Consider the following 13,230-nt stretch of genomic DNA (forward strand, 5'->3'; position numbering starts at 1 on the left):
CCCGGTTGTCACCGGGCGCCCCCTCGTGTCGTTCCGTACGCGTCAGCCGGTGTTGCGCAGACCGGCCGCCACGCCGTTCACCGTCAGCAGCAGCGCCCGCGCGAGCAGCGGGTCGGGCTCCTCACCGCGCTCGGCGGCGGCCCGCTGGCGGGCGAGCAGCGCGACCTGGAGGTAGGAGATCGGGTCCAGGTAGGCGTCGCGGATGGCGAAGGTCTGCTGGAGCACCGGGTTGGAGTCGAGCAGCTTCTCGCCCCCGGTCACACGCAGCACCTCGCTGACCGTGAGCGCGTGCTCGGCCTCGATGTCGTCGAAGACATGCCGCAGGTTCTCGGGCACGAGGGTCTCGACGTAGTGCCGGGCGATCCGCAGGTCCGTCTTGGCGAGGGTCATCTCGACGTTGGACAGGAAGTTGCGGAAGAAGTGCCACTGCTCGTACATCTCGTCGAGCACGGCGTCGAGGCCGGCCTCGCGCAGGGCCTTGAGGCCCGAGCCGACTCCGTACCAGCCGGGGACGATCTGCCGGGACTGGGTCCAGCCGAAGACCCACGGAATGGCCCGCAGCCCGTCGAGCGAGACGCCCGAGCCGGGGCGGCGGGAAGGCCGCGAGCCCAGGTGCAGGTCGGCGAGCTGGTCGACGGGTGTGGAGGCCAGGAAGTACGTCGGCAGGTCGGGGTCCTCGACGAGCCTCCGGTAGGCCGTGTGGGCGGCGTCCGAGACGATGTCCATGGCCGCGTCCCAGCGGGCGAGGGCCTCGTCGGACTGGCGGGGCGCGGTGTGCAGGGCGGAAGCCTGGAGGGTGGCGGCGACCGTCAGTTCCAGGTTCTCGCGGGCCAGCGACGGGATGAGGTACTTGTCGGAGATGACCTCGCCCTGCTCGGTGACCTTGATCTCGCCCTCCAGGGTGCCCCAGGGCTGGGCGAGGATCGCGTCGTGCGAGGGGCCGCCGCCGCGGCCGACGGTGCCGCCGCGGCCGTGGAAGAGCCGCAGCCGGACTCCGTAGCGGTGGGCGACGTCGCGCAGCCGGCGCTGGGCGCGGTGGATCTCCCACTGGGAGGTGGTGATGCCGCCGAACTTGGAGGAGTCGGAGTAGCCGAGCATGACCTCCTGGACGTCACCGCGGAGCGAGACGAGGCGCCGGTAGGAGGGGTCGGCGAGCATGTCGTCGAGGATGACGTCGGCGGCCTTGAGCTCGTCGGTGGTCTCCAGCAGCGGCACGATGCCGATCTTGGCCCAGCCGGCGTGCAGGTCGATGAGTCCGGCCTCGCGGGCGAGGACGGCGGCGGCGAAGACGTCGTCGGCGCCCTGGCACATGGAGATGATGTAGGACTCGATGACCTCGGGCCCGAAGCGCTCGAAGGCTTCCTTGACCGTGTGGAAGACGCCGAGGGTCTTGGTGCCGGCCGCGTCCAGCGGAGCGGGCGTCGGCGCCAGCGGGCGGCGGGAGCGCAGCTCCTTGGCCAGCAGCTTCTGCCGGTAGTCGCGGGGCATGTCCGCGTACCGCCAGGACTCCTCGCCGAGGCGGTCGAAGAGCTGGCCGAGGGCGTGGTGGTGGGCGTCGGCGTGCTCGCGGACGTCCATGGTGGCGAGCTGGAGACCGAACGCGGACAGAGTGCGGATGGTGCGGTCCATCCGGCCGTCGGCGAACAGGCCGCCGCGGTGCTCGCGCAGGGAGGTCTGGATCAGGGTGAGGTCGCTGATCAGCTCGGCGGTGCCGAGGTAGTCGCGGCCGTCCTGGTGGGGGGTGCCGTTGGCGAGGCGCTCGCGGGTGTTGACCAGCTTCTGGCGGATGCAGGTGGCCTTGAGCCGGTAGGGCTCCTCGGCGTTGAGGCGCTTGTAGCGGGGGCTGATCTCGGGGAGCCGGTCGAGGTCCCTCTGGAGGGAGTCGAGGAGCTCCTGGGTGGCGCCCGCGTACCGGATGGAGTTGGACAGCTGGCTGCGCAGGTGGTCGATCAGCTCGATGGCGTCGGTGATGCCGTGCTCGTGCTGGAGGATCAGGACGTCCCAGGTGACGGCGGGGGTGACGTTGGGGTTGCCGTCGCGGTCGCCGCCGATCCAGGTGCCGAAGGTGAGCGGGCGGGTGCCGGGGGGCAGCTCGACGCCGACGCGCTCCAGCTCGGCGGCGAGGTCCTCCAGGACGTCGCCGACGGCATTGGCGTGGAGCTCGTCGAGGTAGTAGATGGCGTTGCGGGCCTCGTCGGTCGGCTCGGGCCGTACGACGCGCAGCTCGTCGGTCTGCCAGATCAGGTCGATGGACTCGGCCAGGCGCAGGTCGTGGCGGCGCCGGTCGGAGGCGATGACCGGGGTTTCCAGCAGCTCGGCGACGCGGCGGAGCTTGTTGAGCACGGAGCGTCGCGCCGCTTCGGTGGGGTGCGCGGTGAAGACGGGACGGACGTTGAGGTTCTTGACCGTCTCGCGTACGTGCTCGGGGTCGCCGTCCTTGAGCATGTCGGCGGTGCGGGCGAGGAGGCCGCCCTCGGCGGCGCGCTTGGCGCGCAGTTCCTTGCCGCGGTGGACCTGCTCGGTGACGTTGGCGAGGTGGAAGTAGGTGGAGAAGGCCCGCACGAGCTTGCCGGCGGTCTCCAGGTCGGTGTCGCCGAGCAGCTCGGCGGCGGCCTCGCCGTTCTCGCGGGTGAGGTGGCGGACCTTCTCGACGAGGTCGAGGAGCTCGTGTCCTTCCTGCCGTACGAGGGTCTCGCCCAGCAGGTCGCCCAGTCGGCGGATGTCGGCGCGCAGCTCGGCGCTGGCGGAGGGGGTCTGGTCGGCACTGCTCACAGGTGCGGCTCCTTGCAGTGTTTGAGCACGTCTGGAGGGGTACTGGAGGCTGCGGACCGCGCTGTCCGACGACACCAAGGATAGGTGGCCCGCGCGGCGGCGGTGCTCGCAGCCCTCTTGCCGCGCGCCGAACCGCTGCCATACTTACGTCGCCGTAGGTTACGGAACCGTAGCCACAGCTTCCGTTGCATCCCTCACCCCCAGAGGCCCCCATGACCACAAGCCCCGACGTGATCGAGACTTCGGACTCGTCCGCTTCCCCTTCTTCTGACCTGCCGCCCGCCACGCTCGGCGGGGACAGCAAGCGTTCGATCGAGCAGATCACGCTGCTGGTGTTCATCACGGTGCCGTTCCTGGCCCTGCTCGCGGCGGTGCCGCTGGCGTGGGGCTGGGGCGTGAGCTGGCTGGACCTGGGGCTGCTGGTGGCGATGTACTACATCGGCTGCCACGGCATCACGATCGGCTTCCACCGTTACTTCACGCACGGCGCGTTCAAGGCGAAGCGGCCGTTGCGGATCGCGCTGGCCATCATGGGGTCGCTGGCGGTGGAGGGGCCGCTGGTGCGCTGGGTGGCGGACCACCGCAAGCACCACAAGTTCTCGGACGCGGAGGGCGACCCGCACTCGCCGTGGCGGTTCGGTGAGACCGTGCCGGCGCTGATGAAGGGCCTGTGGTGGGCGCACATCGGCTGGATGTTCGACGAGGAGCGCACCCCGCAGGCCAAGTACGCGCCGGATCTGATCAAGGACCCGGCGATGCGCCGGATCTCGCGGCAGTTCATCGGCTGGACGATCCTGTCGCTGGCGATCCCGCCGCTGGTGGGCGGTCTGGTGACGATGTCGTGGTGGGGCGCGTTCACGGCGTTCTTCTGGGGCTCGCTGGTGCGGGTGGCGCTGCTGCACCACGTCACGTGGTCGATCAACTCGATCTGTCACGCGGTGGGCAAGCGGCCGTTCAAGTCGCGGGACCGGAGCGGCAACGTGTGGTGGCTGGCAGTGCTGTCGTGCGGTGAGTCGTGGCACAACCTGCACCACGCCGACCCGACGTGCGCACGTCACGGCGTGATGCGGGGCCAGATCGACTCCAGCGCCCGGCTGATCCGCTGGTTCGAGAAGCTCGGCTGGGCGTACGACGTGCGCTGGCCGACCGCCGAGCGGATCGAAGCCCGACGCCAGGACCGCGCCGCGAACGCGGCATGATGGACGGTGTGGCGATCGACGGCAGTGGCAGCGGGAGTACTGACAAACCCAGGCGCGGGCGCCGGGTCCGGATGACGGGCGCCGAGCGTCGGCAGCAACTGCTCGACATCGGCCGCACGCTCTTCGCCGAGCGGGGCTTCGAGGGCACGTCGGTGGAGGAGATCGCCGCGAAGGCCGGGGTCTCCAAGCCGGTGGTGTACGAGCACTTCGGCGGCAAAGAGGGCCTGTACGCGGTCGTCGTGGACCGCGAGATGCGCCAGCTGCTCGACATGGTGACCGGGGCCCTGACGGCGGGGCATCCGCGCGAGCTGCTGGAGCAGGCGGCGTTCGCGCTGCTGGACTACATCGAGACGTACACGGACGGGTTCCGGATCCTGGTGCGGGACTCGCCGGTCGCGCAGTCGACGGGTACGTTCGCGTCGCTGATCTCGGACATCGCCACACAGGTGGAGGACATCCTGGGCCTGGAGTTCAAGGCCCGGGGCTTCGACCCCAAGCTGGCTCCCCTCTACGCACAGGCGCTGGTGGGGATGGTGGCCCTGACGGGCCAGTGGTGGCTGGACGCCCGCAAGCCCAAGAAGGCCGAGGTGGCGGCCCACCTGGTGAACCTGGCCTGGCACGGCCTGGACGGCCTGGAGCCCAAGCCCCGCCTGATAGGCCACCGCAAGAGCTGACCGCGTCGGGGTGGTGCGGCGCGGATGCGCGGCGCGCCTCCCCGACGCGGGCGTTTGGCAGGGGTCGCCGTTAAGTGGGGCGTCACCCCGTGGGCTCCTGGCTCCTGGTGGCGACCGCGAAGACGCGGCGGAACGGGAAGACCGTCCCGTGCGGGCCGGGCGGGTAGGCCTTGCGCAGCAGGTCGCGGTACTGGGCCAGGAACTCGGCGACCGCCTCGTCGTCGCCGTCCAGGACGGTGAGGACGGGGCGCAGCGCGGTGCCCTTCACCCAGTCGAGGACGGGGTCCTCACCGTGCAGGAGCTGCGAGTAGACCGTCTCCCAGACGTCCACGGCCAGCCCGAGGTCGGCCAGGCGCGTGAGGTAGTCGGCGGCGTCGAGGATATGGACGAAGCGGCGGCCGTGGCCGGCGAGGCGGGCGCGCCACTGCGGGGTCTCGCACAGCTCGCCCAGGAGGGCGTGGCTGGGCGAGGTGAAATTGGCGGGCACCTGGAAGGCGAGGGTGCCGCCGGGGACGAGTCCTTGCGTCCACACGGGGAAGGACTCGGGGTGGTTGGGTACCCACTGGAGCGCCGCGTTGGAAATGATCAGGTCGTACGGTTCGTCGGGCGTCCAGTGCGCGGCGTCGGCGGGGCGGAAGTCGAGCCAGCCGCCGCCGTCGGTGGTGCCGGCGTAGTGCTTCTTCGCCTGTTCCAGCATGTCGGGCGAGAGGTCGAAGCCGGTGATGCGTGCGCCGGGCCAGCGGTCGGCGAGCAGTGCGGTGACATTGCCGGGGCCGCAGCCGAGGTCGGCGATGCGGGGAGAGCGGCCCTCGGCGACGGCGGGCAGCTCGGGTATCCGGGCGAGCAGGTCGAGGAACGGTCGTGTGCGGTGGGAGGAATGGCGCAGGTACTGCTGCGGATCCCAGATCGGTGCGGAATACATGTTCGGTCCCCTTGCTGGAACGAAGTGCCGAAGCGGAACGGAGTCCCGGCCCCGTCATGCCCAATGGTCCAGGCGAGTATTTCTTGACGTCAAGAGACTTCACGTCGACAGATCGCCTACACTGATCGCCATGGAGGACGAGGTCGACCGACTGGTCGCTGCATGGCGCCGCGAGCGCCCCGACCTCGACGTGGAACCACTCGAGGTGCTCAGCCGGGTCTCCAGGCTGGCCCGCCACCTCGACCGGGCCCGTCGGCTCGCCTTCTCCGAGCACAACCTGGAGCCCTGGGAGTTCGACGTCCTGACGTCGCTGCGCCGCGCCGGCGCACCCTACCAGCTCTCCCCCGGCCAACTGCTCACCCAGACGCTGGTCACTTCCGGCACCATGACCAACCGTATCGACCGGCTCGCCAAGAAGGGCCTCGTCGAGCGGCTGCCCGACCCCAGCGACCGCCGGGGCGTCCTGGTCCGCCTCACCCCCGAGGGCCGTGACCGCGCCGACCAGGCGCTCGCCGGACTCCTCGCGCAGGAGCGGGCCATCCTCGCGGAGCTGTCACGTGCCCAGCGCGCCGAACTGGCCGCGCTGCTACGCCAGCTGACCGCCCCGTTCGACAACATCCCCGGCTAGAGCGGGCCCCAGCTCCGCCGGCCCCACACCCGCCCGGCGGGCCAGCGCCACGGCCGCCAGCGTGGAGTGCACGCCCAGCTTCCCCAGCACGTTCTGCATATGGGTACGCACCGTGTGCGGGGACAGGAACAGCCGCTCGGCGACCGCCTTGCGGCCCAGGCCCGCCACCATGCAGCGCAGCACCTCCCGCTCGCGCGGGGTGAGCGACTCCACCAGCCGCTCGCTCTCGGTGCGGTGCTTGCGCGCGGACGTCAGCTCCCGCAGCACCCCGGTGAGCAACGCGGGCGGCAGATGCGTCTCGTCGCGCAGCACGCCCCGTATCACCGTCAGCAGCCGCTGGAGCGAACAGTCCTTGGCGACCCAGCCGGAGGCGCCGGCCTGGAGCGCGAGCGCGGCCCGGCCCGGGTCGTCCTTCTCCGCCAGCACCACCGTACGCACCTCGGGGCGGCCCTCGCGGACCCCGGCGACCAGCGAGATGCCGTCCACGGCCCCCTCGCCGTTGTCCGGCACGGCGCGGGCGACCGCCGGTGCGGCAGCGGCGCCCAGGTCGGCGTCGACGAGCAGCACATCGAACCTGCGGCCCTCGGCCGCAGCCCGGTCCAGGCAACGCAGCGCGGCGGGGCCGCTGCCGGCCGCCGCGACGTCCACGTCGGGCTCGGCAGCCAGAGCGGCGGCGAGCGACTCGGCGAAGATGCGGTGGTCGTCCACCACCAGAACCCGGATACGGACCACTGACACCCCCATGTGTCGAGAAGCGGAGCAGCTGCGGGTACGGCGCCCGGAGCCCGAGGTGTCCAGTGGTCGCACGGCCGCCGCCGTGCAGTGACTGTTACCCCCGCCCCAGGCGTCGTACCCGGCTGTCTCGCCCCCTGATCAGCACCGGCCCCCACCGGTGCTGTGCATCAGGGTACGGCGGCGCGGCCCGAGGGGGAGGCGAGTTCCGCAAACTCACGGGTACGCGCCCGCGGTCGGAGCCCGTCGGCTCAGCCGATGCGGCGCGCCCCCGGCGACGGCACCGCCGGGAACACCCGCGGAGCCATGTGCCCGGCCGCCGCGAAGGCCTCGGTGACCGCCTTGGTCACCGTGTCCTCGTCCGCCGCCTCGACCAGCACGATCGCCGAGCCGCCGAATCCGCCGCCCGTCATCCGCGCGCCCAGCGCCCCGGCGGTGGTCGCCGCCGAGACCACCAGGTCCAACTCCGGGCAGGAGACCCGAAGGTCGTCGCGCAGCGAGACGTGCCCCTCGGTGAGGACCGGGCCGACCGCCCGCACGTCACCCGCGTCCAGGAGGGCGATCGTCCGCTCGACGCGGCGGTTCTCGGTCACCACATGGCGGACGTACGAGCGAACCGTTTCCTCACCCAACCGCCGCAGGGCGTCGGGCAGGTGCACGTACTCCACCTCGCGCAGCGTGCGCACGCCGAGCGCCCGCGCGCCCGCCTCGCACCCGGCGCGCCGCTCGGCGTACGCGCCGTCACCGAGCGCGTGTTTCACCCGGGTGTCGACGACCAGCAGCCTCAGGCCCTGGGCGTCGAGGTCGAACGGCACCTGGCGGGTCGACAGGTCCCGGGTGTCGAGGTACAGGGCGTGGCCCTCGGTGCAGCACGCCGACGCCATCTGGTCCATCACGCCGCAGGGGACGCCCACGAACGCGTTCTCGGCACGCTGGGCGAGCACGGCCAGCTCCCGGGCGTCCAGCCCGAGCCCGTACAGGTCGCCCAGCGCGAGGGCGGTGACGATCTCCAGGGCGGCCGACGAGGACAGCCCGGCGCCCGTCGGGACGGTGGACGCGAGGTGGACGTCGGCGCCCGTGACGGCGTGGCCCGCCTCGCGCAGCGCCCACACCACACCGGCCGGGTAGGCGGCCCACCCGGAGTCGGCGAGCGGTTCCAGGGCGTCGACGTCGAGCTGGACCACGCCCTGGTCGGTGTCGGCCGAGTGGACGCGCAGCCGGCCGTCGGTGCGCCGCGACACGGCGGCGACGGCGGTGTGCGGGAGCGCCAGCGGCAGGACGAACCCGTCGTTGAAGTCGGTGTACTCGCCGATCAGGTTGACCCTGCCCGGCGCCGCCCACACCCCTTCGGGCGCGGCCCCGTACAGCTTCCGGAAATCCTCCGCGACGCTCATGCCCCCGCCTCCGCCTCTCTCGCCCTCGCGAACTCCCACGCGTCCGCCACGATGCCCGCCAGGTCCGGCCGGGACGGCTTCCAGCCGAGCCGGTCCCGGGCGGTGGCGGCCGAGGCGACGAGTACCGCCGGGTCGCCGCCGCGGCGGGCCGCGACGACCTCGGGCACCGGGTGGCCGGTGACCTCCCGCACGGTCTCGACGACCTCACGGACCGAGAAGCCGCTGCCGTTGCCGAGGTTGCAGATGAGGTGCTCGCCCGGCGTGACCGCGTCCATGGCGAGCAGGTGCGCCTCGGCGAGGTCGGCGACGTGGATGTAGTCGCGGACGCAGGTGCCGTCGGGCGTCGGGTAGTCGTCGCCGTACACCGAGATCGAGGCCCGCTTGCCGAGCGCGACCTGGAGCACGAGCGGGATGAGGTGGGACTCGGGGTCGTGGCGCTCGCCGAACTGCCCGTACGCCCCGGCGACGTTGAAGTACCGCAGCGAGGCGGCGGCCAGGCCGTGGGCGGCGGCCTCACCGGTGATCATGTGGTCGACGGCGAGCTTGGAGGCGCCGTAGGGACTGGTGGGGGCGGTGGGGTCGGTCTCGGTGACGGGGGTGGAGACCGGCTCGCCGTAGGTCGCGGCCGTGGAGGAGAACACGAGGCGGCGCACGCCCGCGTCCCGCATCGCGGCCAGCAGCGCCATCGTGCCGCCGACGTTGTTCACCCAGTACTTCTCGGGGTCGATGACGGACTCGCCGACCTGCGAGAACGCGGCGAAGTGCAGGACGCCGTCGTAGGAGGCGTCCAGGTGCCGGGCGGCGTCCTGGATACGGCCCTCGATGAAGTGGGCACCGGTCGGCACGCCCTCGCGGAAGCCCGTGGAGAGGTCGTCGAGGACGGTGACCTCGTGCCCGGCCTCCAGCAGGTGCGCGGCGACCACACTGCCGACGTAGCCGGCTCCGCCCGTGACCAGATACCTCATGCGCTCGCTACCTCTCGCAGTCGCCGGGCCGCGGCCTCCGGCGGCACGTCGTTGATGAACACGCTCATGCCGGACTCCGAGCCCGCGAGGAACTTCAGCTTGCCGGAAGAGCGTCGGATGGTGAAAAGCTCGAGATGCAGCGCGAAGTCGTCACGCCCCGGGTCGCCGAACGGCGCCTGGTGCCAGGCGGCGATGTACGGCGTCGGCGGTTCACCCTGCCCGAAGATCCGGTCGAAGCGCCTCAGGAGTTCCAGGTAGACCTGGGGGAACTCGGTGCGCGCGGCCTCGTCCAGCGCCCTGAGGTCGGGTACGCGCCGCTTGGGATAGAGGTGCGCTTCGTACGGCCAGTGCGCGGCGTACGGCACGAAGGCGACCCACTCCCGGGTCTCCAGGATCACCCGTTCGGCCGCCGTGCGCTCCCGCTCGACGAGGTCGTCGAAGAGGTTGCGGCCGGTGGCGGCGCGGTGGGCGGCGGCGGAGCGCTGCATCAGCGCCGTGCGCGGGGTGGTGAAGGGGTACGCGTAGATCTGGCCGTGCGGGTGGCCGAGGGTGACGCCGATCTCGGCGCCCCGGTTCTCGAAGCAGAACACCTGCTTGACGCCCGGCAGTTCGGCGAGTTCGGCGGTGCGGTCGGTCCAGGCCTCCAGGACGAGGGCGGCCTGCTCCTCGGTGAGGTCGGCGAACGAGGCGTCGTGGTCGGAGGTGAAGCAGACGACCTCGCAGCGGCCGGAGTCGCCGGCGAGGGAGGGGAAGCGGTTCTCGAAGACCACGACGTCGTAGTCGCTGTCCGGGATCTCGCTGTGGCGGCCGTCGCGGGTGGGGCACAGGGGGCACTCGTCGGCCGGCGGGTGGTAGGTGCGGGCCTGGCGGTGCGAGGCGATGGCGACCGAGTCGCCCAGCAGCGGGTCGTGGCGGATCTCCGCGGTGGTGGAGACCGGGTCGAGGGGCCGCCGGTCGACGGCGTCGCGTACGACGTCGTCCCGGGAGTCGTAATAGACCAGCTCACGGCCGTCGGCCAGCCGGGTCGACGTCTTCTTCACTCGCGGGCTCCTCGACACCTCACCACACACCCAACAGAAACAAACACAATCAACCACACCCCAACAGCGCCCGTCAACGGCCGCCCGCCGGTGGAAGTACAAGCGCTTGCTTCCGACATTTCACCTCACCCGATCACAATCAAACAAAGAAAACCAACAGAAGTGTTCAGATCATGAATGAGGACGCGTAGGTTCCGGCGTGATCAGTCCACGCGACGAAGCGAGTACCTCATGCGTCACCTGGCCGCCGGGCAACATCTGGCCGACGGGCTCCGGCTCCCCACCAACGGCGGCTCCAAGGTCCGTTCCGTACCCGAGTTCCTGCTCCAGCGGTTCGACAAGTCGGCGCACCTGCTCAGCTCGGTGCTGTTCGCCTTCGCCGCCATCCTCATCGCGGGCGTCAACCTCTACGCGCTGTCGATCGTCGTCGAGGCGCTGCTCGGCTGGCCGCAGTGGGTCTCCATCGTCGTCGCCGGCTTCTTCGTCCTCGCCTACATCACCGTCGGCGGGCTGTCCTCGGCGATCTACAACGAGGTGCTCCAGTTCTTCGTGATCCTCGCCGCGCTCATCCCGCTGACCGTCCTCGGCCTGAAGCGGGTCGGCGGCTGGGACGGCCTGACCGGCTCGCTGGAGAGGAGCCGCGGCTCCGACTTCCTCTCCGCCTGGGGCGGCACCGGCATCGGCGACCCCAACCCGCTGGGTGCCAACTGGCTGACCATCGTCCTCGGCCTCGGCTTCGTGCTCTCCTTCGGCTACTGGACCACCAACTTCGCCGAGGTGCAGCGCGCCCTGTCCGCGAAGAACCTGTCGGCCGCCAAGCGCACCCCGCTCATCGCCGCCTTCCCCAAGATCTTCATCGTGTTCGTGGTGATGATCCCCGGGCTGGTCGCCGCCGTCCTCGTACCGAAGATCGGCACGGCGGGCTCGGACCTCACCTACAACGACGCCATCCCGCTGCTGATGCAGGAGCTCCTGCCCAACGGCGTACTCGGCATAGCCGTCACCGGCCTCCTGGCCGCCTTCATGGCCGGCATGGCGGCCAACGTGTCCTCGTTCAACACCGTCTTCACCGCCGACATCTGGGCCAAGTACGTGGTCAAGGACCGCGACGACACCTACTACCTGCGCTTCGGCCGGCTCATTACGGCGATCGGCGTCCTCGCCTCCATCGGCACCGCGTTCCTCGCCGCCAGCTTCTCCAACATCATGGGCTACCTCCAGACCCTGTTCTCCTTCTTCAACGTGCCGATGTTCGTCGTCTTCATCATCGGCATGTTCTGGAAGCGCGCCTCGGTCAAGTCCGGCTTCTGGGGCCTGATCGCGGGCACGGTCGCCGCGATGGTGAACTACTTCGTCATCTACAAGCAGGGCGTCATCGCCATCCCCACCGACCAGGGCGCCAACTTCGTCTCGGCGATCGTCGGCTTCGTCGCCGGCGCGGTGGTGATGGTCGCCGTCACGCTCTTCACCGCGCCCAAGCCCGAGGCGGAGCTCGCCGGACTGGTGTACGGCACGACGTCACCGGGCATGGAGGAGGCGCCTTCCGAGGGCGACGACGCCTGGTACCGGCGCCCCGCCCTGCTCGGCTGGGGAGCCGTCCTCCTGGCCGCCGCCTGCTACCTGCCGTACTCCTTCTGACCACCCCGGAGGCACCGACCCATGTCCGAACTGCAGCGTGAAGTCTCCGAGCTGGAGAAGAAGTCCGCCACCGCCGCCCGCCTCTTCGACATCCGGCGCATCATCGGGGGCCTGTTCACGGTGTACGGGATCATCGTCACCGTCGCCGGGCTCACCGCGTCCGACGCGGACCTGAAGAAGGCCGTCGGCGTCAACATCAACCTCTGGACGGGCCTGGGCATGCTCGCCCTCGGACTGTTCTTCCTGGTCTGGCTGCGGCTGCGCCCGACCGCCCCGCCGACGCCGCCCGCCGAGTGAGCCCGGGGGCCGGACGTCACAGGGCGTCCGGCCCCTTCGGCATCCCCGCCGTCCCGGACGACACCGCCCGGTCGAGCAGCCCCGTACGCGCGGCCAGCGCGGCGGCCTCCAGCCGCGACCCGACGCCCAGCTTCATCAGAACCCGCTGCACATGCGTACGCGCGGTGCTCGGCGCGATGTTCATGCCCGCCGCGATCAACCGCGTGTCCTCGCCCTCCGCGACCCGCACCAGCACCTCCACCTCGCGCGGCGTGAGCAGCCGCAGCAGCCGCTGCCCCTCGTCGTCCGGCTGCACGGCCGGGTTGAGCAGCTCGGTGAAGGCGCCCTGGAGCAGCTGCGGCGCCACCGCCGCCTCGCCCGCCCTGGCCTTCAGCATGGCGCGCTCCACGCCCTCGATGCGCTCGTCATGGCGTACGTAACCGGAAGCGCCGGCCGCGAACGCCGCCGCGATCCCGCGCGGCGACGGCACCGGCCCGAGCACCACCACGGCCACCTGAGGGCGCTCCCGCTTGATCGTGGTGATCGGGTCGAAGACCCCTGGCTCGGCCGGTGCCGCCGTCCCCAGCAGGCAGACCTCGGGCGCCCTGCTCACCACCAGCTCGGCCGAGCCCGCCGTGGGCGCGGCGGCCGCGAGCACCCGGTGCCCGCGCAGTTTGAGCGCCGACGCGAGCGCCTCCGCGAGCAGTCGGTGCTCGTCGACCACCATGAGCCGCACGCCCATCGAGCTTCCCCCCATATCCCCCTGGGGCCGGCCCCCCGCCGCCTCCAGCACTGTTGACCCGGCAAGCTACACGCTTGTTCGACGTCGCGCGCCCCCTACTTGTCAGGAGCCCCCCAGAATGTCGAATTCTTCGCCGAACAGGGCTACATGAGCCTCACCAAGTGGACGGCCCGGCACCGCGGACGTCGCCGCGGCGGACGAGGCCGAGATCCGACTTGGTGGCGCCGGGCAGGGGGATGCGCCAGACC

The 13,230-nt window shown here is 71.2% G+C and carries 11 protein-coding genes and 1 pseudogene; 5 read left to right on the top strand and 7 right to left on the bottom strand.

Annotated features, from left to right (window positions below; all coding sequences use genetic code 11):
* Window positions 1–42: 42 nt before the first annotated feature.
* Window positions 43–2,772: a phosphoenolpyruvate carboxylase gene (gene ppc / locus ABT360_RS09205; protein WP_351813086.1), complete on the bottom strand. Its 2,730-nt coding sequence runs from the start codon at window positions 2,770–2,772 to the stop codon at window positions 43–45.
* A 212-nt stretch (window positions 2,773–2,984) separates the two neighbouring features.
* Here ppc and ABT360_RS09210 point away from each other — a divergent pair, with 212 nt between their 5' ends.
* The gene (locus ABT360_RS09210; protein WP_351813089.1) at window positions 2,985–3,971 is read left to right on the top strand and encodes an acyl-CoA desaturase; all 987 of its coding nucleotides are present in this window, start codon (window positions 2,985–2,987) and stop codon (window positions 3,969–3,971) included.
* On the top strand, window positions 3,968–4,645 hold the full coding sequence (locus tag ABT360_RS09215) for a TetR/AcrR family transcriptional regulator (RefSeq protein WP_351813092.1): 678 nt from the start codon (window positions 3,968–3,970) through the stop codon (window positions 4,643–4,645). Before ABT360_RS09210 ends, ABT360_RS09215 begins: the two co-directional genes overlap by 4 nt.
* A gap of 82 nt (window positions 4,646–4,727) precedes the next feature.
* Here ABT360_RS09215 and ABT360_RS09220 read toward each other — a convergent pair whose 3' ends face one another.
* The gene (locus tag ABT360_RS09220; protein WP_351813095.1) at window positions 4,728–5,567 is read right to left on the bottom strand and encodes a trans-aconitate 2-methyltransferase; all 840 of its coding nucleotides are present in this window, start codon (window positions 5,565–5,567) and stop codon (window positions 4,728–4,730) included.
* Window positions 5,568–5,697: 130 nt separating this feature from the next.
* Between ABT360_RS09220 and tamR the strand changes: the two genes are divergently transcribed.
* Window positions 5,698–6,195: a MarR family transcriptional regulator TamR gene (gene tamR, locus ABT360_RS09225; RefSeq protein ID WP_073757514.1), complete on the top strand. Its 498-nt coding sequence runs from the start codon at window positions 5,698–5,700 to the stop codon at window positions 6,193–6,195.
* Here the strand turns inward: tamR and ABT360_RS09230 are convergent.
* From ABT360_RS09230 to galT, 4 genes are all read right to left on the bottom strand, one after another.
* Window positions 6,154–6,939, bottom strand: coding sequence for a response regulator transcription factor (locus ABT360_RS09230; RefSeq protein ID WP_351813099.1), 786 nt, complete (start codon window positions 6,937–6,939; stop codon window positions 6,154–6,156). The genes tamR and ABT360_RS09230 overlap by 42 nt on opposite strands.
* Before the next feature lie 239 nt (window positions 6,940–7,178).
* Window positions 7,179–8,321 (bottom strand): galactokinase, encoded by a 1,143-nt coding sequence (gene galK / locus ABT360_RS09235; protein ID WP_351813102.1) that lies wholly within the window; start codon window positions 8,319–8,321, stop codon window positions 7,179–7,181.
* The gene (gene galE / locus ABT360_RS09240) at window positions 8,318–9,286 is read right to left on the bottom strand and encodes a UDP-glucose 4-epimerase GalE (RefSeq protein WP_351813105.1); all 969 of its coding nucleotides are present in this window, start codon (window positions 9,284–9,286) and stop codon (window positions 8,318–8,320) included. Before galE ends, galK begins: the two co-directional genes overlap by 4 nt.
* The gene (galT, locus tag ABT360_RS09245) at window positions 9,283–10,326 is read right to left on the bottom strand and encodes a galactose-1-phosphate uridylyltransferase (RefSeq protein WP_351813108.1); all 1,044 of its coding nucleotides are present in this window, start codon (window positions 10,324–10,326) and stop codon (window positions 9,283–9,285) included. The genes galE and galT overlap by 4 nt, the downstream gene beginning before the upstream one ends.
* A 294-nt stretch (window positions 10,327–10,620) precedes the next feature.
* Here galT and ABT360_RS09250 point away from each other — a divergent pair.
* Together ABT360_RS09250 and ABT360_RS09255 are read left to right on the top strand one after the other, a co-directional pair.
* Window positions 10,621–11,964: pseudogene (locus tag ABT360_RS09250) on the top strand (sodium:solute symporter family transporter); the annotation flags it as partial.
* Between the two features lie 21 nt (window positions 11,965–11,985).
* A complete protein-coding gene (locus tag ABT360_RS09255; RefSeq protein WP_351813111.1) occupies window positions 11,986–12,261 on the top strand; it encodes a hypothetical protein in 276 nt (91 codons plus the stop codon).
* 16 nt (window positions 12,262–12,277) lie between these two features.
* Here the strand turns inward: ABT360_RS09255 and ABT360_RS09260 are convergent, their stop codons facing one another.
* Window positions 12,278–12,982 carry a response regulator transcription factor gene (locus ABT360_RS09260; protein WP_351813113.1) on the bottom strand — a complete coding sequence of 235 codons (705 nt, stop codon included), beginning with the start codon at window positions 12,980–12,982 and terminating at the stop codon, window positions 12,278–12,280.
* Between the last annotated feature and the right edge of the window lie 248 nt (window positions 12,983–13,230).

Source organism: Streptomyces sp. NPDC000229 (assembly GCF_040300825.1).
Taxonomy (GTDB): Bacteria; Actinomycetota; Actinomycetes; order Streptomycetales; family Streptomycetaceae; genus Streptomyces.